The sequence below is a fragment of the Desulfovibrio sp. genome, from assembly GCF_034006445.1.
Taxonomy (GTDB): domain Bacteria; phylum Desulfobacterota; class Desulfovibrionia; order Desulfovibrionales; family Desulfovibrionaceae; genus Desulfovibrio.
Map to the genome: position 1 here is coordinate 365453 of NZ_JAVESS010000002.1, position 25419 is coordinate 390871.

General features: G+C 58.2%; 16 protein-coding genes and 1 CRISPR repeat array. Of the genes, 5 read left to right on the top strand and 11 right to left on the bottom strand.

What is annotated here, in order from left to right; all coding sequences use genetic code 11:
- Positions 1-256 precede the first annotated feature (256 nt).
- Entirely contained in the window at positions 257-1144 is an 888-nt protein-coding gene (locus RBR41_RS04330) for an ion channel (protein WP_320351361.1), read from the top strand.
- A gap of 294 nt (positions 1145-1438) precedes the next feature.
- Here RBR41_RS04330 and RBR41_RS04335 read toward each other — a convergent pair whose 3' ends face one another.
- The 6 genes from RBR41_RS04335 to RBR41_RS04360 form a co-directional block, all read right to left on the bottom strand.
- Positions 1439-2650, bottom strand: a complete 1212-nt coding sequence (locus RBR41_RS04335) for an ABC transporter permease (protein WP_320351362.1) — start codon at positions 2648-2650, stop codon at positions 1439-1441.
- Positions 2650-3777, bottom strand: coding sequence for an ABC transporter permease (locus RBR41_RS04340; protein ID WP_320351363.1), 1128 nt, complete (start codon positions 3775-3777; stop codon positions 2650-2652). Before RBR41_RS04340 ends, RBR41_RS04335 begins: the two co-directional genes overlap by 1 nt.
- Before the next feature lie 285 nt (positions 3778-4062).
- Positions 4063-6042, bottom strand: coding sequence for an ATP-binding cassette domain-containing protein (locus RBR41_RS04345; RefSeq protein WP_320351364.1), 1980 nt, complete (start codon positions 6040-6042; stop codon positions 4063-4065).
- Positions 6039-7037 carry an efflux RND transporter periplasmic adaptor subunit gene (locus tag RBR41_RS04350; protein WP_320351365.1) on the bottom strand — a complete coding sequence of 333 codons (999 nt, stop codon included), beginning with the start codon at positions 7035-7037 and terminating at the stop codon, positions 6039-6041. The genes RBR41_RS04345 and RBR41_RS04350 overlap by 4 nt, the downstream gene beginning before the upstream one ends.
- Before the next feature lie 510 nt (positions 7038-7547).
- Positions 7548-9005, bottom strand: coding sequence for a catalase (locus RBR41_RS04355; protein ID WP_320351366.1), 1458 nt, complete (start codon positions 9003-9005; stop codon positions 7548-7550).
- Between the two features lie 157 nt (positions 9006-9162).
- Positions 9163-9915 carry an SPOR domain-containing protein gene (locus RBR41_RS04360; RefSeq protein WP_320351367.1) on the bottom strand — a complete coding sequence of 251 codons (753 nt, stop codon included), beginning with the start codon at positions 9913-9915 and terminating at the stop codon, positions 9163-9165.
- A 183-nt stretch (positions 9916-10098) separates the two neighbouring features.
- Between RBR41_RS04360 and RBR41_RS04365 the strand changes: the two genes are divergently transcribed.
- Entirely contained in the window at positions 10099-11082 is a 984-nt protein-coding gene (locus tag RBR41_RS04365) for a peptidoglycan glycosyltransferase (RefSeq protein ID WP_320351368.1), read from the top strand.
- A 290-nt stretch (positions 11083-11372) separates the two neighbouring features.
- Here RBR41_RS04365 and hypB read toward each other — a convergent pair whose 3' ends face one another.
- Both hypB and RBR41_RS04375 read right to left on the bottom strand, forming a co-directional pair.
- Complete coding sequence (gene hypB / locus RBR41_RS04370) at positions 11373-12041, bottom strand: hydrogenase nickel incorporation protein HypB (protein ID WP_320351369.1); 669 nt, start codon at positions 12039-12041, stop codon at positions 11373-11375.
- A 358-nt stretch (positions 12042-12399) separates the two neighbouring features.
- Positions 12400-12744 carry a hydrogenase maturation nickel metallochaperone HypA gene (locus RBR41_RS04375; protein WP_320351370.1) on the bottom strand — a complete coding sequence of 115 codons (345 nt, stop codon included), beginning with the start codon at positions 12742-12744 and terminating at the stop codon, positions 12400-12402.
- Between the two features lie 77 nt (positions 12745-12821).
- Here RBR41_RS04375 and RBR41_RS04380 point away from each other — a divergent pair, with 77 nt between their 5' ends.
- From RBR41_RS04380 to RBR41_RS04390, 3 genes are all read left to right on the top strand, one after another.
- The gene (locus RBR41_RS04380) at positions 12822-14192 is read left to right on the top strand and encodes a tetratricopeptide repeat protein (RefSeq protein ID WP_320351371.1); all 1371 of its coding nucleotides are present in this window, start codon (positions 12822-12824) and stop codon (positions 14190-14192) included.
- Positions 14193-14233: 41 nt separating this feature from the next.
- A complete protein-coding gene (locus tag RBR41_RS04385; RefSeq protein WP_320351372.1) occupies positions 14234-15130 on the top strand; it encodes an AMIN domain-containing protein in 897 nt (298 codons plus the stop codon).
- A gap of 410 nt (positions 15131-15540) precedes the next feature.
- Positions 15541-16482 carry a symporter gene (locus RBR41_RS04390; RefSeq protein ID WP_320351373.1) on the top strand — a complete coding sequence of 314 codons (942 nt, stop codon included), beginning with the start codon at positions 15541-15543 and terminating at the stop codon, positions 16480-16482.
- A gap of 77 nt (positions 16483-16559) precedes the next feature.
- Positions 16560-22709: direct repeats of the CRISPR family, unit length 28 nt; unit sequence CTTCTAAGCCGCCTACGCGGCGGATAAC.
- Positions 22710-22809: 100 nt separating this feature from the next.
- Here the strand turns inward: RBR41_RS04390 and cas1f are convergent.
- Genes cas1f through csy3 form a run of 3 tightly spaced genes read right to left on the bottom strand, consistent with a single transcriptional unit; the run spans position 22810 to position 25418 of the window.
- Positions 22810-23760, bottom strand: coding sequence for a type I-F CRISPR-associated endonuclease Cas1f (gene cas1f / locus RBR41_RS04395; RefSeq protein WP_320351374.1), 951 nt, complete (start codon positions 23758-23760; stop codon positions 22810-22812).
- Positions 23761-23766: 6 nt separating this feature from the next.
- Complete coding sequence (gene cas6f, locus RBR41_RS04400) at positions 23767-24345, bottom strand: type I-F CRISPR-associated endoribonuclease Cas6/Csy4 (RefSeq protein ID WP_413785130.1); 579 nt, start codon at positions 24343-24345, stop codon at positions 23767-23769.
- A 5-nt stretch (positions 24346-24350) separates the two neighbouring features.
- On the bottom strand, positions 24351-25418 hold the full coding sequence (csy3, locus tag RBR41_RS04405; RefSeq protein ID WP_320351376.1) for a type I-F CRISPR-associated protein Csy3: 1068 nt from the start codon (positions 25416-25418) through the stop codon (positions 24351-24353).
- Between the last annotated feature and the right edge of the window lies 1 nt (position 25419).

A 25419-nucleotide genomic window follows, 5' to 3' on the forward strand; every position in this document is an offset into this window, starting at 1 on the left:
AGGCCTTGCGGGGCGGGGCCGCCCAACGCAAGACCACGTAGCACAGAAAAAACAGATTACCCTTGATTTGCGCCAGCCCCCAACGTGGTGAGCGCCTTCGCCTTTTGCGGCAGCACATGTTTAAAGGGATTTTTTACAAAAAATCTCACATGGATCAGTGTACGGCCCGCAAGCTTCCATGTCTATAAAAAGGGCTTTACCACCCCTTGCCCGGCGAGGACAATGTTTGTAGTATCGCGTTCCAGTGAGGGGTACCATGCTGCAAAAACTGAATTCTTTTCGTTCAAAGCTCTACGTTTACCGTTTTGAGCTGCTGATGGCATCCCTTCTGTGCGTCTTTGTTTTCAATATCTTTTTTCCCGACAATATCTATGGCGGCATGGCCCAGTCCATCTACCTGCCCTTCCAGTTGCTGGCTGGCCTGGTGCTTTTTGAATTCAAGAAGCGCGTCATCTGGCTTGTGGTACTTTTTGGCGTGTTGCTGATGATCTGCCGATCGCTGAACCTCTTTTTTGCCAGCAGCCTGCTGGCCGAAGTACTGCTGCTCTACATCTGCTTTTTCGGCAGCGTTACCCTGGAGGTTTTCCGGCAGATAGCCCACGTGCAAATGGTCGGCACACGTATGATATTCGCGGCCATCTGCGGCCTCATGCTCATCGCCTATTGCGGATTCTATCTCTTTCTGGCCATCGAATTCTCCACCCCTGGCTCCTTCAATGGCCTCGGCGCAGGCGAAAACGCCATTAACGATCTTTTCTATTTCAGCTACATCACCATCTTGACCATTGGCTACGGCGACATCACGCCACACACCTGGATCGCCAAAAACGCCGTCGTGCTGGTGGCCTTTATCGCCTACGTCTACTCCATTGTGGTCATAGCCACCATTGTGGGCAGGGTACAGCGCACGCCGCACTCCTCACCCGCCGGACCGGCAACGGGCATACCTGTTGCACAGCCCCACCCTTCTGCACACCCGGCGACGCATTTGGCGGTTCCGCAGCATGATGGGCAGACCAACCCGCTGGCCAAATCTCCGGCCGGGCCGCAAATTGACCCGCCTGTTGCCTCGCATGTTGCCTCGCATGTCGACCCGCATGTCGACCCGCATGTCGACCCGCAGGCGGGCCAGCAGACGCAGTAGACAACGCAGCACGTGCCCCACGCTGACTCCACGAGTCATCAGGCATAAGCTCTTCAAGGGTCAAAAAAAACGCCCACACCGGCGCAACTGTGCACATGTACGCATATTTGCGCCGCGCACATACGCCGCGCACATAACTCGTGCAGGAAGCACGCAAATTCTCCGCGCACATACGTATGCTGCGCCTTTTATGACAAACGCCCGTTCATGCCGCCGCCAGAGCAGTTTGAAGCGGCAGCCTTTAGGCGACGAGGAAGCCTCACGGATGGCGACAGCATCGCTAATGAAATTGCTCTAGGCCTTGCGCCTGAACATCCATACGGCCACGCTTACGGTCACAATGCTGATGCAGGTGATCTTGCCCAGGCTGACAGCCGCGGCGGCCACGGTTATGTCTTTAAGAAAAACGCCCTGAATGATGGCCGTAAAGTGCCGCAAGGGATTCAACTGACTGGCATGCTGCAAAAAAACCGGCATGTTCATGATGGGCGTCACGCCGCCCGAAATGAGAATGCAGGGCACCCCCACGGTAAACGCGCCGAGAAAAGCCTGCTGCTGCGTGGCTGACAGGGAGGACACCATAAGCCCCACCCCGCCCGAAGCCGCCGCAAACACCAGCATGGCCAGATAGAGCAGCACCACGGAGCCTGTGAAGGGCACGCCGAACCCCAGCACCGATATGACCAGAAATATGGTTCCGTGCACCATGCCCACAAGACAGCCCGGCACAAGTTTGGCCAGGGCAATTTCTGTGGGTATGGCGGGCGACACCAGCAACTGGTCAAACGTACCCACCTCGCGCTCGCGCGCCACTGAAAGCCCCGTAACCACCAGCCCCAGCATGAAGCTCAGCATGCCAATGAGGTTGGGCAGAAAAAACCACTGAAATTCCAGATTGGGATTGAACCAGCAGCGCATGCGTATGTCCAGCCGGGGCACTTCTGCGGCAGCGCTTTGCATGGCCTGGCCGCGTGGCGTGGCAGTCGCCACCTGGGCCACGATGCGCTCGAAATAATAGGCAGCGATCTGCGCGGCATTGGAGCGCCGTCCGTCCAGGATAACCTGGGCCTGCGCCGGTTCGCCCTTTTCGATATGCCGCGAAAATTCCTCGTCAAAAACCAGCACAAAAAGCGCCTGTTGCCGATCCACCACAGGGCGTATCTGCCCCTCCCCCTGCAAACGCATCACGCTGCGAAAGGTGGGCGATCCCTCAAGGGCGTGTATGATGTCCTTGCTCCAGCGCCCGCTGTCGTGATTCAGCACGGCCACATCCACATTACGCACCTCCATGGTGGCCGCCCAGCCAAAGATGACGATCTGCATGAGCGGGGGCACAATGATAAGGAGGCGCGAAACCTTGTTACACAAAAGAACCAACAGTTCCTTGCGCACAATGATGGCCATGCGCCGCAGGTTCAGGCGGGGGAAAAACTGGCTCAGACGGGCCGCCCCTCTTGCAACCAACCCCCTACCCTCGGTGGAAGAAGCTCCCAAGCGCCGCGCCATCACACATCCAGCCTTTTGACGAGGTTTTTATACACCAGCCCCAGCAATATGGCGGCCAGCAGCCCCATAAAGGCCAGACTGGGGCCGAAAATCGCCCAAACGTCGCCCGTAAGAAAAATGGTGCGCAGGCAGGTGTTGAAGTAGCTGGCGGGCAGCAGCCTGGTAATGGCCTGAAGCACAGGCGGCATGCTGTTGATGTCAAAAACAAAGCCCGACAGCAGCAGGGCGGGCAGAAAGCCGGAAAACAGTCCGGCCTCAGCGGCCACAAGCTGCCCGCGCAAGCTGACGGAAATAAGCAGCCCCTGCCCAAGCGCGCTGAGCATAAATACCGATGACAGCAGCAGCAGTATCCACAACGAGCCGCGAAACGGCACGGCAAAGAGCAGCACCGCCGCTGCGGCGCACAGAGCCATGCTGAACATGCCCATGCAGAAATAGGGAATGAGCTTGCCCAGCAAAAGCTGCATGCGGCTCACAGGCGTGGCGAACATGGCCTCCATGGTGCCCCTCTCCCATTCGCGGGCAAAAACCAGGGAGGTCAGCAGGGTGCCGATGAGCGTCATGATAACCGTAATGGCCCCCGGCACCAGAAACTGCACGCTCTTGGCCGCCGGGTTGAACCAGAAGCGGGGCTGCACGTTGATGGGAGGTTCGGCCGCCACGCCGCCGGGCAGGGCTGTGGTCTGCCACCTGGTCACAAGGCCCTGGCTGTAGCTCTGGATATACTGGGCCGTGTTGGGTTCCGAACCGTCCACCAGAACCTGCAGTTCCCCTACCCCACCGCGATCCAGCGCCGCATCGAAATCCTGCCTGAACACCAGAATCCCCTGCACTTCAGAGTTGCGCATAAGGCGGGCGGCCTCGTCCATACCGCTGACCCCGCGCGTGGAAAACCAGGGGGAATGCGCAAAATCCGCCGCGAGATCCAGGGAGTGCCTGCCGCCGCTTTCATTGAGCACCGCAAGGCGCAGTATTCCCGCATCCAGCGTGATGCCGTACCCGAACAGCAGCAGAAAGACAAAAGGCAGAACCCCGGCCACCAGATAGGAGGACGGGTCGCGCACGATCTGCTGAAACTCCTTGCGGACAAGGGCAAGCAGTTGTCGGAGCCAGAGGTTTTGCTTCATATGCCTTTCACCCTAGAGCATTTTGCTTTTGAAACACTCCCTGTTTCAACGCATCATTCTGGCGAAAAACGTGGTTTGCGCCAGAATCCACGCCACTTCGTGGCGGCTGCCGCCTTCGCGTCAGCAGAGCAATTTCAAGCGGCAGCCGTTAGGCGACGAAGAAGCCTTACGAATGGCGACAGCATCGCCAGTTAAATTGCTCTAAAACAAAGGGCGGTGCCGCGCCTTGAGGGCAGCGCGGACATTCCATTATCGCGCCAGTATCGCGCCAGTATCGCGCATGCCCTACTGGGGATGCTGCCTGTCATATTCTTCAATACTGGCGATAAAGGCCTCCTCCAGCGTGGGGTCTTCCACTGTTTTACAGGAGGCCTTGAGTTCGTCGGGCGTGCCCATATGGATCATGGCCCCACGGTAGATGAGGGCTATGCGGTCGCAGTATTCGGCTTCTTCCATAAAATGCGTGGTGACCAGAACGGCCGCCCCGGCTGTGGTCATGGCCGAAATATGCTTCCAGAAGTCGCGGCGGGTGCGGGCGTCCACGCCGGAGGTGGGCTCATCCAGAAAAAGCACGGGCGGCTCGTGCAGCGTGGCGCACAACAGGGCCAGGCGCTGCTTCTGGCCCAGGGGCAGGTCAGCGGTGCGGCTGTGCAAAAAATCCTGCAATTCAAGGGCGTCAGCCAGTATGGGCAAGAGTTCGTCGCGCCGCTGACGGCTCAGACCGTACAGTTCCGCAAATATTTTTATGTTTTCCGTCACCGGAATGTCGGGGTACAAAGAAAATTTCTGCGCCATGTAGCCCAGGCGGGCGCGGGCATTGCTGCCCGCCGTGAGCAGATCCATGCCCGCGACCGCGCACTGGCCCGATGTGGGCCGTGAAAGGCCGCAAAGCATGCGGAAGGTGGTGGATTTGCCCGCCCCGTTGGGGCCAAGAAGGCCAAAAATCTCGCCAGGCCGCACGGAAAAACTGATGTCGCGCGCGGCGGTAAAGTCGCCGAATTTTTTGGTGAGGTTGTTGGCTTCAATACTTGGTGAGGGCTGGGACTCTGCCGGGGCGTCACCCCTTACGCCGGGCGCGGAGACAGACGGTGCGCCGGACGAGCCTGACGCGCCAGCCTTCGCGCCGGATGAACTGGCCGGGCCAGACCCGGCATCGGGCAGGCCTGCCCCTGTGCCTGACGGGTTTGCCCCTGTGCCTGACAGTCCTGCCCCTGTACCGGGCGAATTCGCCGGGCCGGGAACGCCGGATACTCCTGACGCGCCGGAGCCGTTTATCGCATACAGCCTGCCATACGGCGAAGGCTTCTGGTTAATGCCGCCCACAGCGCTCATATAGGCGTCTTCAAAATGCGGTGGCACGGGTTCGCCGCCTTTTTCCTGAACTTCGCGCCGCAACTCCGGCGGGGCATCCTTTGCCAGCACAAGACGGATACGGCTGCCCTGAACAAGCGCGTCCTCAATGCCGGGGCGCATACTCCAGATGGCCAGCTCACGCCGATGGCCCCCGGGGGGCGCTTTGAGCAGAAAAACCCTGTCCCGCGCCCTGTCCGTGAACTCCTGCGGGGTACCGGAATAAAGAACCCCGCCCTTGTCCAGAACAACCACCTGCGGGCAGCGTTCGGCTTCATCCAGATAGGCGGTGGCCCAGATCACGGTCATGCCGTCGCGGCTCAGATCCTGCACCATCCGCCACAGTTCGCGGCGCGACTGCGGGTCCACGCCCACGCCCGGCTCGTCCAGCAGCAGCAGGCGGGGCGACCCCAGGAGCGCACAGGCAATGCCAAGCTTTTGCTTCATGCCGCCTGAAAGTCGCCCGGCCAGCCTGTCCGTAAACGCGGCCAGGGACGTAAACTCAAGAAGACGGTCAAAAAGCTCCTGACGGGCCTGCCCTTCCAGCCCGCGCAAACTGGCGTGCAGACGCAGATTGCCCATGACGCTGATGTCTTCGTACAGGCCGAAGCGTTGCGGCATATATCCAATGCTGTTGGCGCTCTCGCTCAAAAGTTTGTCCGGGGCTTTGCCAAAAACGCGCACCTCGCCGCTCGTTGGGAGCATGAGCCCCGCGAGGATGCGCATAAGGGTGGTTTTGCCCGCCGCGTCCGGCCCCACAAGCCCGGTTATGCGTCCGGCGGGCACTGTGGCCGAAACGCCGCTCAGCGCTGTCACGCGGTGGGCGCCCTTGCCGAAAGTCATGCCCAGATCACGCAGTTGCACGGCAGTTTCACCCTCGGAGGAAGGGCTCTGAACCGCTGTGGCCGCGCTCATGATCCGGCGGCCTCGTCAACAACAATGGTGACGGGCATGCCCTGGCGCATGAGGTTTTCAGGGTCAGCGACCTGCACCCGCAGGCGGTACACCAGCGCGGTGCGCACCTCGCGGGTTTCCACGGTTTTTGGCGTGAACTCCGCCGTGGGAGAAATAAAACCCACCGTGCCGGGAAAACTCTTGCCCGGAGCCGCATCCACCATGACGCGCACAGCCATGCCCGGCTTGATGCGCCCCAGGTTCGGCTCGTCCACATAGGCACGCAGCCAGACCGGATCCGTGAGAGTCAGCGTGTATACGGTCTGCCCCTCCTGCACGATGGCCCCGGCCTCGCGGGCGCGGGTAAGCACAATGCCCTTTTGCGGCGCGGCAAGCACGCTGTCGTGCAACTGTATTTCCACGCGCTTCAGGGCGGCTTGCGCGCCAGCCACGGCGGCGCGCTGCGCCAGCACGTCTTCTTCCCGATAGCCGGAAAGCAGCATATCCAGCTGATCCTGGGCAGAACGGAGCTTTGCCGCCGTTTCGCGCGACTGGGCGCGGGCATTGTCCAGCTCTTTCTGGGAAACGGCGTTGGAAGAACGCATGGCCGCAACGCGGCGCAGATTGATGGCGGCATTTTCAGACAGGGCCGTGGCCGCGTTTACCGCAGCCCTGGCCTGGGCAATCTCCTCAACCCGGTACCCGCGCTCAAGGCGGGCCAGAGCGGCCTTTTCGCCTTCAAGACGGGCAGCGGTCTCATCCCGCTGCTGGGTCAGCAGATCAGCGTCCAGTCTGGCCAAGGCCTGCCCTTCGGCCACGCTGTCGCCCTCATCCACCAGCACGGCGGATATACGCCCGCCAACGCGAAAGGCCAGGTCTACCTGGCGGATATCGACATTGCCGTATAGCGTAAGGCTGCCCGCGTGTCGGCCGTCCAGCCAGCGCCATAAAAAAAGGGCTGCCAGTACCAGAACCGCCACGGCAGCCACACTTACAACCTTGCGAGAAGTTTGCATGGGCCTCCCGATATTTCAAGACGCCTTGAGTGAGCGTCCGCAGTAGTTGAGGGCGGCCTCAGGGCTAACGCCGCTGTCTGCCCGCCTCTTCCAGAGCATTTTAGCTTTGAAAAAGTGTAAATGCTCTAACTCTGCACGAAAGTGCAGCGCGCCACAACGTGGCGTGGATTCAGCCGAGCTTTGGCCGTTGCGACGAAGGAAGCTACGGACAAAAGCAATTGGTTAATAGAGCGTGCAGCCTGCTGATGGCCGTCGCAAATCGCATTTTCGGCTGAATGAACACTTTGAAATGTGAAGCATTTCAAAGTTAATCTGCTCTATGACCGGCCGCCGCATACCACGTAAAGCGACCTGTACAAAACATACCCAGTGCCGCGCGCCTTGTCCACAGCGTTGCACATGAACGGCGCCATAACGAGCCGCCCCCGGCATTGCTGCCGGGGGCGGAATTGGGGCGTATACAGACCTGTGAGGCTCAAGGGCAGGCAGAGGGCGCTTGGCCCTCAGCTATCATATTTCAGAAGGATCGATGCCGCAGGCGCGGGCAACACCCGCTCCATATGCCGGGTCGGCCTTGGCGCAGTTACGGATGTGCCGCAGTTTGATCATTTTGGGAGCATCGCCCAGCTGGCGTGCAGTATTGCCGAAAAGGGCTTCCTGCTGTTCGGGCGTCATAAGGCGGAAGAGCTTGCCGGGCTGTTCGTAATAATCAGCGTCATCGCAGGGATACGACCAATGATCGGCATCGCCGTTGATTTTGAGCGGCGGCTCGGCCGCGCCCGGCTGCTCCTGCCACGCGCCGTAACTGTTGGGTTCATAATTGGTGTGGCCGCCATAGTTGCCGTCCACCCGCATCTGGCCGTCACGGTGGTAGCTGTGGAAGGGGCAGCGGGCCTTGTTGACCGGAATAAGATGATGGTTCACGCCCAGACGGTAGCGCTGCGCATCCCCGTAGGAGAAGAGCCGTCCCTGGAGCATCTTGTCCGGCGAAAAGCCGATACCGGGCACGATGTTGGCAGGGTTGAAGGCAGCCTGCTCCACTTCGGCGAAGTAGTTGTCGGGATTGCGGTTCAGTTCCATCACGCCCACTTCATACATGGGCACGTCCTTGTGGTACCAGACCTTGGTGAGGTCAAAGGGATGATAGGGCAGCTTTTCGGCGTCAAGCTCGGGCATGACCTGTACAAAGAGCTTCCAGCGCGGGAAATCGCCCTTTTCGATATGTTCGAACAGGTCACGCTGATGGCTGTCGCGGTCGCGCCCGATAAGTTCCTGGGCTTCGGCGTCAGTGAGGTTTTTGATGCCCTGCTGGGTTTTGAAGTGGAACTTGATCCAGTAGCGCTCGTTCTTGGCGTTGATAAAGCTCATGGTGTGGCTGCTGAAGCCGTGCATGTGCCGGTATGAGGCCGGGATGCCGCGATCGCTCATGACCACGGTGACCTGATGCAGGGCTTCGGGCAGGAGGGACCAGAAATCCCAGTTGTCCTGGGCGCTGTGCATGTTGGTGTGCGGGTTGCGCTTCACCACATGGTTGAGGTCGGGAAATTTGAGGGGGTCACGCAGGAAAAAGACAGGGGTATTGTTGCCTACAAGGTCAAAGTTGCCTTCATCAGTATAGAACTTGATGGCAAAGCCGCGAATGTCGCGCTCGGCGTCGGCCGCGCCGCGCTCGCCAGCCACGGTGGAGAAACGAACAAAAAGATCAGTTTTTTTGCCAACCTTGGAAAAAAGCGAAGCCTTGGTAAAACGCGTTATGTCGTGGGTGACTGTGAACGTGCCGTAGGCTCCCGATCCCTTGGCGTGCATGCGCCTTTCCGGGATGACTTCGCGGTCGAAATGGGCCAGCTTTTCAAGAAACCATACGTCTTGCAAAAGCATGGGCCCACGCGGCCCGGCGGTGAGAACCCTGTTGTTGTCGGCCACCGGTGCACCGGCATTGTTGGTGAGTTTGTTTTGATCGTTCGGCATTGTGGTCTTCTCCTTGGTTTGTCTGTGCGGGCCAAGGGGCGCTACTGCCTGCCCTGACAAGACGATGACATGGAAAGAGCCTATTGTAAATAGTAATTGTTACTATTTACCAACAATCCTTTAAACCCCCTCAAACTCTTTGAACTTTATGGATAACTTATTGCTTCACCGGAGTCTTGCTGCGCAAAATGGGCTTGCCAAGGTTCAAACCTTCGCAGGCATGCACCACTTCCGCCGCTCTGGCTTCATTCCCTCTCAAAAGTACCAGTATAACAAGCAGTTTGCCCGACCGCTGCAAGCGCGTTCTCAAGCCGCGCCCCTCAAGGCGCTGGCGCAGGCTGTCGACGCTCTCTTCATCCTTGAAGGCTCCAACCTGAAACACGTAATCAAACATATTGCCCACGGGCTGCAGGCTGTTCAGCACCACGGGGTGGTTTTCCGGGACAGGCTGTGCAGCTTGCCCCGCGTTTGCGCCTGCTGTGGGCGCGTTTGCGGGCGCGGGCACCTGCGAACGCTGCCCGGCCGCCTGAGCCGTCGGTGCCCCGACAGGCTGCATGGCCGCAGCGGCGGGTGTGCGCGCCTGAGGCCCGTCAGTCATGCCGGGAGGCAGGCTTTCGCCACGCAGCACGCGGGCGAAGCGCAGTTCTTCGGCGGCAAGAATTTTTTGCTTGGGAACGTCCTCTTCCGCCGGTTCCACAACAACACCCTTTTTCAGCGCGCCACCGGCTACACTGACCTGCGCCGGATGCCCCCGCCAGTAGGCTCTGCCGCTCATGACGCCGCCCACATAGGCAAGCGCTACGGCTGCCACAACAAGAAAACAGGCCGCCAGCAGTGAAGAAGGCCGCAGACACAGGCTTTTGGGGGGGTCTTGCTGGTCTGACGGAGAGTTACGTGACACTGGAGGCATGGTTTTTCCTTAATTTCACTGAATCATTTATGTTTTTTATACGAATCTTTAAACCTGCCATAACATAACAGGCGCTGCTTCAAGCGTAAAGAGCGGCGGCAACGCGCCCGCGTCCTGACTTGCGGGCACGGCCTGCGCTCTGGTATATATGCTGTGTCTTACAAAGACATTGGGAGTACGCTCATGACCATCAGCAATAGCTCACGGTGCAATCTGCCTCTAATTCTCGCCTGCCTCATGCTCTTTTTGTGGAGCGCCGCCTCTATGGCGGCAACGCCGCAAAATCTGACCATCGTCAACCAGACAGGCGAAGATCTGCTCAATATCCACCTGCAAAAGGGCAAGGTCACGCAATTCATGCGGCTGGACATGACGCCCGGCAACAGCGAAGAAATTGAAAATCCCGGCGGCACGGCCGAGTTGCGCCTTGACACGGGGCTGGCCCTGTGGACGTTCAGCCGCGTCCCCCTTGGGCAGGCAAAAAGTCTGACCTTCGGCCCGCAGCCCGACGTCCTGACCGTGGCCACGGGCAAGGGCGAGAGCCTCCAGTTTCGCGCCCGCATGCGCAGCCTGTTGCCGGATGAAAACAGCGGGCCGGTCTGTGCTCTGGATCAGTTTCGCCCTGGCATGCGCATGAAGGACGTGTGCGCCCTGTTGGACCAAAGCCCCCCGCATGACGACAATGACGCCGTGCTCACCAGCCTGGGTTTCGCGGGCATGGTGTGGGCGGCACGTCTGCTGCCGGGCCAGGTGGAAAACGGCAAACCCGGCATTGCCCGCACAAGCGGGCCTGACCGCCTTGAGCATATGGAACTGCGCCGCAAGCTGGACGCCGCAACGCTGAACAAACTGCTGACAACCCTGTACGCGCAGGGTTACGCCCCGTGGCAGGCCGAACTGCCGGGCCTGGATATGAACTTTGTTGAAATGCCCAAGACAGATACAGCCAAGCACAGGGAAATACTGCAGCAAGTGCTGGACTACTTCATGTCTGCCGGTCAGGGCGAAGCCACAATCATGCTGGCCCCCGCGTCCATGCTGCCCCAACTGGCTGACGCCGACAAGCCACAGAGCGATGTGCAGCTGTTTACGCTGACCCTGCGTCACAGCTCAAAAAACCTTGTGGTGGATGTGGCTGCGTATCAGGCCAGCGAAGGCGGCCGCTGATCCGGCTCTTTGGCTGCGTACGGTTCATAAATCTTGAGACAAAAACCCGGCCCAGATAAATCCGGGCCGGGTTTTTGTCTCAAGCTGACTGGATGTAATACCATCCCCGCTTCAGTTCACAGCACACTTTGTACAATCACAGAATACAATAAGAGTTTTAGGGGGTGGGGGCGTGGGGGAGGAGACCCTTTTGCAAAAGGGTCCCTCCCCCACAAAATCTCCCTCCCCCACAAAATATCTCTTTCCCGCAAAATTTTCTCACCCACAAAACATTTCAGAATGACATGGCCCTAAACAGGCCGTCCTTCCTTTTTGGCCGCACGCTTGTCGCGCAGCCAGTCGTACCATGCCTGAAGTCCCTGTCCCTGACGGCAGGAGACCTCAAAGATATCCAGGTCTTTGTTCAGCTTGGTGGCAAAGTTGCGGGCCCGCGTCATATCAAAGTCCACATAGGGCAAAAGATCGACCTTGTTGAGCACTAGGGCGCGCGCCAGATTGAAAAGAAGGGGATATTTTTCGGGCTTGTCGTCACCTTCGGCCACGCTCAGCAGGGCGACCTTGGCGTCTTCGCCGCAGTCGAACTCCACCGGGCACACGAGGTTGCCCACGTTTTCTATAAAAAGGATGTCCACGCCTGTGAGATCAAGGCTGTCCAGAGCGGTCAGAATCATGTTGCTGTCGAGGTGGCAGCCGCCGTCCGTATTGATTTGCACGGCCTGAGCGCCAGTGGCGGCCACACGGCGGGCGTCGTTATCCGTTTGCAGGTCGCCTTCAACCACGGCCATGCGAAACTCACCCGCCAGATCGGTCAGCGTGCGCTCGAGCAGCGTCGTCTTGCCTGCGCCTGGCGAACTGATGAGATTCAGCGTCAGAATCCCACTGTCAGACAAACGCTTGCGCACATGGGCCGCCATTTTTTCATTGGCTTCCAGCACATTGCGAACCACGGGAATTTGCATGCCTGTCTCCTGTCAGACTCCGTGCGGAGTCCCTGGTCTTGAAGTATGGGGCGATATGAGAACATCCGGGCGGATCTAGAGCAGATTACCTTGGGAATGCTTCACAGTAAAAATGGATTCCCGGCTGAAACCCTCTAGTGTGCACGCCACGCTACGGCGCACCGCATTCTCGTGCGTCGCTCAAGCATGTTTTTTTAAGGGTAAAATACCCTAGAGCAGATAAACTTTGAGAATGTACATTCTCAAAGTTTAAGATACGCTCGCTTCGGTGCTTAACCGCGCAGATAAACTGCGCTTACACCTCTGCGGCGGGCGTCTGCTTCCGCATCCGCCAGAGCAATTTCAAAGCGAAATTGCTCTAGCTGGCCTCAAGGCGGTTCAGGTACAGTTCCCTGCCCTGCTTGACCACATGACCGAACTGCTCGCCGCATCCCGGACAGGGCTGGATAAGGGCTTCCTGACCCTCGCCGCCAAAATCCGCGCCACAGAAGGGGCAGTGCAGTTGCAGGGGAAGTTCTTCAAGTTCAAGGCGCGCGCCTTCGTGGGGCGTGCCCTGAATCATGGTCTCAAAACAGAACTGAAGCGATTCGGGCACAATACCGGCGAGGGCCCCGTACTTGACGTTCACGGCCTCGATACGTGTGCAGCCCTGCCGGGAGATTTCTTCTTCCGACATCTTCAGCAGACTTTGTGCAATTGCCATTTCGTGCATACGGCACAATAACGCAAACCCCCGGCAAGGTAAAGGCTGGAAGGCATTCTTGCCATTCGGCGTAAATAATGTACATTTCTGCCATGCGTCGCTCAAAATTTTCAGGCGTGTACTCTTTTTCCACCGACTGGACGGGAAATAACCGCAAGAACCACTACTTCGTCTGGGAACTGCCTGACGGAGCCTTTGCGGTACAGGAACTCAACAAAGCGTTCCAGCCGTTAGCCGAGCCAGAAAGAATCAGCGCCAGTTCATTTGCCAAAAACTTCAGGGCAGAGCCAGAAATCCTGGCAATGCCCGTCATGACCCCGGATCTTTCACGTCTTGAAGCCAGAGGAAAATCCGCTGGCGGTTCCGATACCGCACAGCAGACCGGGCAAACGGATGCGGCAGTCTCGGAGCCGTCTGACAAAACCAGCCCGCCACCCAAAACTCCGGCTGCGACGAGCGCGCGTCCAGACGCCATCACGCCCGACGGCGCTTCCAGCGGCATAGCCGTTGACACGTCTGGCGGAACACCTGCCGGAACTTCGGCCGGAACTTCCGGCGACGCGACTGGCAAAGTACCGACTGCCCAGAAAAGCCGCGCGCAAGGTGGAGCCCAGCCCGCCCCGCAGGCTGGGCCGCAATCCCTTGATTCGCAAATTTTTGCCAATGAATCTGACAGCCTTGCCGCCAGCGTGCGCCAAAGCGCCGCTCCATTGGCGTCGCCCGCAGGCGCGGCGCCCATGGGCCAGGCTAAAGCTTCAGCCGCAACGCCTGGCGCGCAGCAAGCGCGCAAGCCTTCTTCCAAGTCGCTGCGCCCTGTGGACGCCGATGAGCCAGAAAGCCTGAAGCGAACAGACGCTCCAACGAAAAAAGAGGTCGCCACTCCGGCGCGAACCCCCCAGTTGCGCCTGCAACCGGTGGAAAAAGATCTTTCGACAGATATAACGGACATGTCGGCGCGCCTGCCCCTGCCGGACACAAGCCCCATGGGCACGAGTCGCCCGATGGATCTGGCGGCCATGCGCAAAGCCAAGAGGACGGAAACGCGCCTGCGCGAAACTTTTCGTCAGACCTTGCTGCGCCTCAAGCGCCCGCGCGAACGCAAGGCCGCGCTGACCGCCCTTGAACAGCTTGCACAATCGACTGAAGACATCTGCACCGCGCACAAGCATATGTTCAGAGATTTCGGCGTCAGTCTGCGTCAGAATTCGCAACTCGCACTGGCCCTTTTGTTCAGCCGTAGAGTGGTGGAACTGGCCCCTAATGATGACCATGCCCACTTCAACCTGGCCCGGATTCTCTGTTTGATGGGCCAATTTGATGAAGCCGCAGCCCATGTACGCACAGCCATGAACATGGGTGGCGAAGAACCGTTGTACTTTCGTATGCTGGTGCATATTCGCAAAGAAATGCTGCAAAAACGGGAACAATCCGCCTCCCGTGACCGCTGATCATATTCAGGACAAACTCGTTTCGGCAGGAGCCTTTTGGCATGAATAAAGTGATTTTAAGTCTTCTTCTGGCAGTCTGCGTGTTGGGCATGGCCCTCATTATGCTCAATGAAAAGATGCGCAAGCCGGAGCAGGCCCCCGTTGCTCAGTCGAGCATGAATCAGCAGGCCACCGCTCCCGGCGTGGACAGTCAGACAGGCCCGGAGGCGGCATTGCCGACGCTCGGCGACATCGCGCAGACACCCAAAACCAGTGGCGGCGCGCAGCCCTATCTTCCGCCCCTGCCCGTGGAATCCGGGCATACCCCGGCCCCGGCCGACACCGCTCCCCGCCTGGGCGACAAAACCCCGTACAAGGCTGAAGCCGTTCCCGTGCACCCGCCGTTGCCTGAACCGGTGAAGCACAAACCCGATCTTTCCGGCGCGCCTGAAAAACCCTCAGACGCCGCCAGGCCCGAAACGGCCAGCACCGCCGCTTCTGCCGCGTCTGGCGCGTCTGGCGCGTCTGGCGCTCCTGCCGTATCTGGCGCGGCCGCCGCTCCAGAAAAAGCCAGAACGCCGGAAAAAACCGCCCCTGCGGAAAAGCCCGCTTCCAGCAATACGGAAAAGGCCGCAAAGGCCGCGCCTCAAAAGCTGGAAATCACGCGATTTGTGGTTTTTGCCCGCGACAAGGGGGCAACCATTCGCCTCGTGGGTACGGCTCCCCTCAACTACAAGAACATGACCCTCAACAATCCTGAAAGGCTTGTGGTTGATCTGGACGGCAAGTGGTTGGTCAAAGCGCCGGGTGTGCCCAAAAACCCCGCGGTGACCAATGTGCGGCTGGGCAAAATGGACGGCCAGACCAGAGTTGTCATTGATCTTTCCGGCAAGCCGGCCAATGTCCGCTTTGTCCTGTCCAAGGACAAGCTCTCGCTGGACATCCGGGTGGATCACTAGCGCAGATCAACTTTGAAATGCTTCTCATTTCAAAGTTTTCATTCAGCCGAAAATGCTATTTGCGGCTGAATCCACGCCACGTAGTGGCGCGCTGCACCTTCGTGCAGCGTTAGAGCATTTACACTTTTTCAAAGTTACAATGCTCTAATCAGTGCTTCCTAGAATTTTCTGCCGACAAGGCCCCGACATGCGTCGGGGCCTTGCTGTTTCAACAATCTTTCCTCTCGGAAGGCTTTTGCCTGCCTTCACCGCCGCAAACTTCCACCCGCCCGTAAAAAAAGGATGTGTGCAGCGCCAAGGCGGCATTTACGCTTTGGACGGTTTTGCAAGAATCCGGGGAAGGCACTGTCTGCCGCCCTCTTGAATTTTATGTCCGATTTGGGCAGGGTGGCGAAAAAATTGGGGCTTTAATGAATCCTCGTGATCTCGTCATGGTATTTTCTTCGCTGGCCTCCATGGCGGCTGGCGTTTTTTTACCCCAGTTGGCAGATCCTCTGGCGGCCATGCCACGTCTTATCCTCATATTTATGCTGTACATGAGTTTTCTGGCCGTGGGCGTAGAGGAACTGCGGCAGGAAACCCGCACCATGGCTGTGCCGCTGTGTCTGCTGACCATTTATCGGCTCGCCTTGCTGCCGATACTCTGCCTGGCTGTCTTTCGCCTGATCATGCCGCAATTCGCCCTTGGGGCTTTCTTGCTGGGCGCGTCGCCGGTGGGCGTCATGGCTGCGGTTTTTTCGCTCATGCTCAGGGCCAATACCGCCCTCATTCTTGTGGCCAATATCGCGACCTCACTGCTGCTGCCCCTGAGCCTGCCTGCCATGCTTTCGCTCACGGACAGCGCCTTGCGCATGCTCGGCCTCACGCCGCTGAGCCTGCCCCCGCATCTGGAACTCGGACATATGGGGCTTTCTCTCGCCGTGACCATTCTGCTGCCCTTCGCCGCTGCCCATCTGACCCGTACCTACTGGAACAAACTGCGCCACACCTTGCTGCGACAGCAGTTTCCCTTATTGACAGTCGCCATTGCTGTTTCCAACATTTCCATTTTCAGCAATTATGGTGATCTGTTGCGGCAATCACCTTCATTCATTTTTCAGGCGCTGGGCGCGGCCTGCCTGCTGTGCGTGCTCATGACGCTGGCAGCGCTGCCCGTCACCCGCCACATGACGCGACAGACACGGCTGGCGTTTCTCATTTCATTCGGCGTCATCAACAACGTCCTGCTGATGATCGTCTGTATGGAGTTCTTCAGCGCCACAGAAGCTCTTATGGCTGCCGCGTATCTCGTCCCGCTGTATATTTTGCTGTTCTACTATCGTCTGTGCAGCCGGGAACCAGCACATACATAATGCGGGACGGAATACACGGCTTGGGCCGCCTGCGCGGCGGATAACGGCAGCGGAGCGCCGAGGCCTCCGAGGCTTGCCTTCTAAGCCGCCTACGCGGCGGATAACTGGCTGTGATAGCAGATCGCGTCCGCAGTATCCTTCTAAGCCGCCTAGGCGGCGGATAACTCCGCCACCACCACGGCACGCGGCATCGGCAGCTTCTAAGCCGCCTACGCGGCGGATAACTACGTCTGCAACCAGCTCGGCATGTCCGCCGACTTCTAAGCCGCCTACGCGGCGGATAACGCAAGAGATATTCGGAGATAGCTGCGGCTCTACTTCTAAGCCGCCTTCGCGGCGGATAACACGCTGGGCAGGGTTTCAGTTCTGGCATGGCTCTTCTAAGCCGCCTACGCGGCGGATAACTTCATGCGGCGTGATTTTTTTATACCAAATATCTTCTAAGCCGCCTACGCGGCGGATAACCGGGTCGAGCGCCCGCACACGCACGTCATACACTTCTAAGCCGCCTACGCGGCGGATAACTGCGCATCACGCTGTTCGGACATCCCACAGAACTTCTAAGCCGCCTACGCGGCGGATAACTAGGCCGCGACGCCCATGCAAAATGCGCCCAACTTCTAAGCCGCCTACGCGGCGGATAACACTGGATTATCACGACGGCTTGTCTTTAAGGGCTTCTAAGCCGCCTACGCGGCGGATAACGCCTCGCCCGCGCCTGTGGCGCTCCCCGCGCACTTCTAAGCCGCCTACGCGGCGGATAACGGTTCCTGCCCCTGGGGGGCGGTTTCGCGCTTCTTCTAAGCCGCCTACGCGGCGGATAACCGTGTATTACTTTTGGTATTCCGATGCAGAAGCTTCTAAGCCGCCTACGCGGCGGATAACGTGCCGTGCAGATTATATGCCGCCACCAGGGCCTTCTAAGCCGCCTACGCGGCGGATAACGCGGACGCCACGGCCCTTGACCGTTTGAGCATCTTCTAAGCCGCCTACGCGGCGGATAACTTATCACGGCACGCTGGGCACGGTTTCAATTCCTTCTAAGCCGCCTACGCGGCGGATAACCATCATGTGCTTCAGTTGCAGCGGCAGGAAAGCTTCTAAGCCGCCTACGCGGCGGATAACTCCTGCAGTACGCGCCACGGCCCACCCCCCGGTCTTCTAAGCCGCCTACGCGGCGGATAACGTCGCTTGACAAGGTCGCAACACCCCCATTAACTTCTAAGCCGCCTACGCGGCGGATAACTTGATGGCAACAGCCCGGAGGGCTGCGCACCGCTTCTAAGCCGCCTACGCGGCGGATAACCCGCATTAACCTCGCAGCCTACGCACACAACTCTTCTAAGCCGCCTACGCGGCGGATAACTTATGTCAAAATTAAAAGTTTCACCCGTCCAACTTCTAAGCCGCCTACGCGGCGGATAACACCGCAATGGATATAGCGCCGTTTTCCGGCAACTTCTAAGCCGCCTACGCGGCGGATAACTCTGGCAGGGTGAGCATGTTGCGGGCGGCCTGCTTCTAAGCCGCCTACGCGGCGGATAACAAGAATCTTGCTGTTATCCTCAACGTCTGCAACTTCTAAGCCGCCTACGCGGCGGATAACATTATTTGCCCTGGAGCGGGCGGTGTTTTCTACTTCTAAGCCGCCTACGCGGCGGATAACTCACGTGTCGCCGCATAGCGGCGTCCCTGTAGCTTCTAAGCCGCCTACGCGGCGGATAACTGGCCATCTCGTTGTAGCGCTTGGCGAATCTGCTTCTAAGCCGCCTACGCGGCGGATAACGCCAGTTCCGGCGCGCGTTGGCATCGCACAGACTTCTAAGCCGCCTACGCGGCGGATAACGCCGGGGTCTTTGGCAATGGCGTCCATTGTCTCTTCTAAGCCGCCTACGCGGCGGATAACAGAAAGGGGCTTGTTTTGCACAACAAGCTCCACTTCTAAGCCGCCTACGCGGCGGATAACCTGGTGTGCAACGGTGACGCCATCGACGGCAGCTTCTAAGCCGCCTACGCGGCGGATAACCCCGCCACCAGCAGCGAGACGCCTCAAGACGTCTTCTAAGCCGCCTACGCGGCGGATAACCTCACCGTGACCCCCACCGATACCGACCTCATCTTCTAAGCCGCCTACGCGGCGGATAACGCCTTTCAGGAGCAGCAGCAGGCCCAGGGCAACTTCTAAGCCGCCTACGCGGCGGATAACAATCTCGATTCCATTCCTCTGCGTCCTGCCGTCTTCTAAGCCGCCTACGCGGCGGATAACAAGATGCACTTGAGGGAATCCGGCACCAGTACCTTCTAAGCCGCCTACGCGGCGGATAACGCTTAAAATGTGGCCCTGCAGCCGGGCAATGTCTTCTAAGCCGCCTACGCGGCGGATAACAAAGACTGCTCACCAACTCTGCCACACCAACACTTCTAAGCCGCCTACGCGGCGGATAACCCATGCTGGCGCGGTTACATTGCCCGGCTGCACTTCTAAGCCGCCTACGCGGCGGATAACTTGCTTTTCAAGCTGCAGCTGGTCACTTCAGACTTCTAAGCCGCCTACGCGGCGGATAACCCGATACCGCCGTCAGCTTTGGTGAGGGTGACCTTCTAAGCCGCCTACGCGGCGGATAACACTGCAGGAGCGCGCCACGCGCTCACTGGTGACTTCTAAGCCGCCTACGCGGCGGATAACTAAATCCTTTCCCTCATAGTCGCCCCCTTTGACTTCTAAGCCGCCTACGCGGCGGATAACCGATCATGTTTGGCCGAACGCACCTGCACGATCTTCTAAGCCGCCTACGCGGCGGATAACGAAATGGTCGCCTGCTTGGTAATCCGCAGCTTCTTCTAAGCCGCCTACGCGGCGGATAACCTGCCGATATCGTCAACAAGCTTGTTCCACTCCTTCTAAGCCGCCTACGCGGCGGATAACCCTCTCATGCGGCCCGACACGACAAACATGCCCTTCTAAGCCGCCTACGCGGCGGATAACTCGCCCCAGCTCTTGAAGAAAAACGGCACTTGCTTCTAAGCCGCCTACGCGGCGGATAACAGACATTGAAGTCATTTTGGACGTGGCTGACACTTCTAAGCCGCCTACGCGGCGGATAACAAATAGGCGCGGACGGTGGGGACAGGTGACGCCTTCTAAGCCGCCTACGCGGCGGATAACGCTTGACGCTTTGGGCCAGGTGTACGAGGTTGCTTCTAAGCCGCCTACGCGGCGGATAACGAAACCTCCGTGACGGTGACATTTACGGGGGTCTTCTAAGCCGCCTACGCGGCGGATAACTAAAAGACGTCTCCTGATGGGCCACCTATGGTCTTCTAAGCCGCCTACGCGGCGGATAACAGCGTCGTCTGCGCCTATCCACGTTTGCTGCACTTCTAAGCCGCCTACGCGGCGGATAACTATACGATGTGGACGGCGTTGAAGCGCTGGTGCTTCTAAGCCGCCTACGCGGCGGATAACTATGTCGGCCGCCTGGCCAGGACAGACATGCACTTCTAAGCCGCCTACGCGGCGGATAACGTGCGACTGCAACACTGAAACCCTGTTATCAACTTCTAAGCCGCCTACGCGGCGGATAACGGTCGAGCCGCACGACAACAAGCACATCACCACTTCTAAGCCGCCTACGCGGCGGATAACCCTCTGAACGATACGGCGCTGTCCATTTTTAACTTCTAAGCCGCCTACGCGGCGGATAACAAAGGCCGCTATGCGGACATGTATCCCGGCATCTTCTAAGCCGCCTACGCGGCGGATAACATAGCGCGTCAGCTTACTGCGATTATGTTGACCTTCTAAGCCGCCTACGCGGCGGATAACTTGACGGAGTGGGCGTTGCCCGGCCCTGACGTCTTCTAAGCCGCCTACGCGGCGGATAACATACCGACACGTATAATTACCAGCCCTCAACTCTTCTAAGCCGCCTACGCGGCGGATAACCGCCAAAGCCCAGCCAGTAGACCGATGCATAGCTTCTAAGCCGCCTACGCGGCGGATAACCTTATTGCAAATTGTGTTTGCCTTGTTTTTTTCTTCTAAGCCGCCTACGCGGCGGATAACTCTTCCTTCGGCGTCATGCGTTCACGCGCAATCTTCTAAGCCGCCTACGCGGCGGATAACGGCTCTGGTGTTCCCGCATACACGCAGGCCAACTTCTAAGCCGCCTACGCGGCGGATAACAGCGGCTTGTCTTCCGCGCCGCCACTCATGCCCTTCTAAGCCGCCTACGCGGCGGATAACTCGCCATCAACGGCGATCCCCGTTTCCGTGCCCTTCTAAGCCGCCTACGCGGCGGATAACCGCACGGGCAGCGTTGCGGGTCTTAGCATCGTCTTCTAAGCCGCCTACGCGGCGGATAACTCAGCATCTTGTTGAGCAGGGCATCTTCCATGCTTCTAAGCCGCCTACGCGGCGGATAACAATTCGCGCAGGGTTTGCAGCAGGGGCATCATCTTCTAAGCCGCCTACGCGGCGGATAACTCACTGGAATCTGTAATCGCGCCTTCGATATGCTTCTAAGCCGCCTACGCGGCGGATAACAAGTTCTTGATGTAGTCTTTGATTTTCTCGAACTTCTAAGCCGCCTACGCGGCGGATAACCATGTATTCCACGGGGTCGTCGTCCTGTAGCGCTTCTAAGCCGCCTACGCGGCGGATAACTTGTTCGTTGCCATAGTTTACGCTCTCGCCATCTTCTAAGCCGCCTACGCGGCGGATAACTCTGCCGATTCCGTGAACGCTGGTGTGCGCAACTTCTAAGCCGCCTACGCGGCGGATAACCCGTAAAGACCGCCATTGAACAGGCTCACCTTCTTCTAAGCCGCCTACGCGGCGGATAACATGACAGTGACGAAGGACAACACGACGCTCAACTTCTAAGCCGCCTACGCGGCGGATAACATGGCAGACCGTGCAGCCACACACGCATGATACTTCTAAGCCGCCTACGCGGCGGATAACTCCTTCGCCAGTTGAGCGAGAAGAGCCGTCAACTTCTAAGCCGCCTACGCGGCGGATAACTGATCGCCCAGCAGGGGGGCCAGCATTTCATACTTCTAAGCCGCCTACGCGGCGGATAACTTTTAAATCTGCCCGCCATGACTGCTAATCATCTTCTAAGCCGCCTACGCGGCGGATAACTATTTTGCCATTTTTCCATATCGTTGAGCATACTTCTAAGCCGCCTACGCGGCGGATAACCGGGTGGGGGGCTACCGCTAAAAACACACTCTCTTCTAAGCCGCCTACGCGGCGGATAACTTCATCCCAAAAGCATTTGACCACGCCGTAGTCTTCTAAGCCGCCTACGCGGCGGATAACCCGCAGATGGGCGCTGGTGTGATCTACCCGGTCTTCTAAGCCGCCTACGCGGCGGATAACCGCATGCTTTTGGCCGCCGGGGATGGCGATGGCCTTCTAAGCCGCCTACGCGGCGGATAACGCATGACAGAAGCGTCGTTGGAAAGGACCATGCTTCTAAGCCGCCTACGCGGCGGATAACGAATATAAAAGCGAAGCACAAGGCCGAGAATTCTTCTAAGCCGCCTACGCGGCGGATAACAAATCCAGTCAGTGCAGCAGAAAGTGCATGACCTTCTAAGCCGCCTACGCGGCGGATAACGTGCTTACGCCGCATCAAAAACTGTTCGTACCCTTCTAAGCCGCCTACGCGGCGGATAACTCCGGCAAAGACACTGCGGTTCAAATTGGCATCTTCTAAGCCGCCTACGCGGCGGATAACTCAATGAGCACGTCAGCGGCTGGGAGCCAAGACTTCTAAGCCGCCTACGCGGCGGATAACTCCTGCGGGCAGGCCGACCTTATGGTCTACCTCTTCTAAGCCGCCTACGCGGCGGATAACGAGTATATCAAGGGGGAAGAGGTCAGCGGCCCCTTCTAAGCCGCCTACGCGGCGGATAACAACTACCGCATAAAAAGCAGGGTTGTCTTTGACTTCTAAGCCGCCTACGCGGCGGATAACAGTCCCAGGGCAGCAGCGTGGCCACACGCCCACTTCTAAGCCGCCTACGCGGCGGATAACAGAGGTTGCTAACCAGCTCTGCCACATCAACACTTCTAAGCCGCCTACGCGGCGGATAACTTTTTCTTCTTTTTTGGGTGCGCCAGCGCCCGCTTCTAAGCCGCCTACGCGGCGGATAACGAAGTACGGGGCCACCTGGGCCTTGGTCAGCGCTTCTAAGCCGCCTACGCGGCGGATAACTAGACACTTCCCGCTAAAAATATAACACATAAAGCATGTTATATGTTTTTTGCAGCAGTATGCTTCATTTTTTCAAGCCACACTTATTACACTTGAACTATTAACTATTTTCGCACAGGCCAATAATGAACCCGAAAAGATAGTCCAACACCTCCTGTTGCTGACAACGTTCAATCAGTTCTTCCCGAAAATCCTTATGTGTTTTTTTGCCCGCTGCGCAGGTAAAAGCCGTTGGCATGACCAGAGCGTCCTTTACAACGTCCGCAAAGTCAAAAACCAAGGCTCCGCGCCGTGTTTTTCCGTGCAATACGGGCAAGGAAAAGCTTATTCCAAGCCCGCACAACGCAACGGAGGCATACCCATAAGCTATGTAGTTCCCGTGATCGAGAAAAGCGTTGCACACATCGGCGCGGGTGGCTCCGGCCCTTTTGCCTTCCTCACGTGTAAAGCTGAAATCGAACGCTTTTGCCAATATACCATAAAGCGCTTTGGCCCATCTGGCCTCGGCAAGCAATAGCTGTTGGGTGGATTCAGCGCCATCCACATCTTTAAGGAATGACTCGTGAAGAGCATTGGGGATGCCAATGCCAGCCTTTTGCAGATCCACATTTTTTCGCCATTGAGCATCAGCATAACTGGCGCGTTCTTTCAGCAGTTGTTTTCCAATTTTCACACGTTCATTTTCGTCCAACCATTTGACCATCCATGACTGCATATACTCTGTCGGGCGGTATTCGCTTTGCGGTGGCATGAAAGCCATATCCAGAGCGCCAAAAAGCGGCGACCCTCCTGAACCACAAAACCCGACCATCACATGGGACTCGGCCATGCGGCGCATGGCCGCATCCGTTATGGATGACCCTTTGCCCAGCAAAACAAAGGCGGTGTTACGCTCCGGAAGATTGAAATACGACTCAATCTCCCCGCCATCCTGCGTTGCGTAGACGATGCGGTTGTCCATCTGCATAACGCGCACGTGTTCCAGATAAAACACATTGGCGCGCTTGGAGAGCATCACGGGCCGGGGATTGACCTGTTTTTTCTCCTTCATGGCAGATCACGGCAAGTCCGGCACGCAGAAAACGTTATGGGCGCTGCACAGACCATAGCTGTTCGGCAGGCACTCGGCCTGCGGCGGCGACCCGGACTCACGACGCACCGCCAGCGTAAAGCGCTGCTCCGTGGTTTTGCTGCTCACAATAAAGTAGTCCATCTTCTCCTTTTGCACGGTCTGCATGCGGCGCTGGCGCAGCTGCCCGGCCTCTGCCCCTGTTCTGCGGTCGCTTTTCAAACTAGGTACGCGATACCGTCTGAAGGCCACCCAGGCTCCCGCATAGTTTTCAGGAACTGATGCGGGATAGTGCAGTCTGGCATAATCCCGCATCCAGGGCAGGCCAGAGAGCGAGGCCGCCAGGGCATCCAGATCATCCCTGCTGGAGGCGAATACCCGTAATGCTCCTCCACCTCTGTCGCATACGGCCTGACGTCCTGTCGGTATTGCCAGAGCATAGGTATGCGGCTTTGCCGCAAACAAGGGATGCAGCAGGGTCAGCATGCGCCCCCGTAATGCGGGAGCGCTCATGCCCGTGTCTTCAGCGGCGGCCAAGGCCTCGATGTCAAAATACACGCGCGGCATCATGGCTATGCACTCTCTGAAAAGACGCCGCCGCGAATGATGCAGGCCATCAAAAACATGCCTTCGGGCGTATCGGGGTCCATATCGCCCGCCCGCAACATATAGCCGAAACCAGAGATTTTTTTCTCATTACGGAAAAAGAGCTGTGCATCAAGACTTGCGCCGTTGGGTTCTACAGGGATAGCAAGGCCGCGCTCCCCATAGCCCGGATACCAGGTATCAATGGTGCGCAGGGCATTGCCCACCTTCTGGTCGCGCAAAGCCGCCTGCCCGCGCTCCTGAACACTGTGCTTGTCCTGATTTTTCGGCGCTTCGCCAACGCAATACAGAGGACGGGCAAAGCCCTTGGCCTTGTTTTCCAGATAGTTTTGCGAGGGGAAGACTTCCAGTGCGCCGCGCACGCCAAAGTCCACATCCGCCTCTACCAGCAAAGACACGTCGCGCTGTCCCCGCAGTCCGGCTGCGATGCGTTCGGCAACGGCCTTTTCCGCCTCGGAATAGGAATCAAACGTATTCAGGGGTACTTGCAGAGCGTCAAAATGAACATCCAGGTCCGCCCTGTCCCGCACACGAACGCTTACATGCTCCGCAATGGCTCTGTTGCGCCACAAGAACCGGCCATTGGCCAGGTTGCGCGCATAGCGGCAGGCGAGTTCTGTCATGCCTGCGCTCTCTTTGCCTTTGTCGATAAAGGCAGTCAGCCCTTCCCTGAAGGCAGTCAGGTCTTCCATATCATCTGTTTTTCCAGGAGCGCAGGCAAAAAGCGCTGAAGAAAGATCAAGAAAACGCACGTCAAAACGGACGCGCAACTTTTCGGCCATGGGGTCAAGTTTGGCTGAATCTGTGGTCTGGATGTTGGAAACTTCTTCGCGTGGGGCGCTTTTTGCGCTGGCGCTCTCTTTATCTTTCGTATCAGGTTTATTGATATTTTGTGTACCCCTGATGCCATGCCGCACGACGGGGAGCGGCGAAATACTGCCATCGGCAAACACATTGAAAAAAAGGGCGTCAGTAACCATAAGGCAACGCTGAAATGAAAGAACACCGGGCAGTTTTTTAAGAGCTTTTGCCATG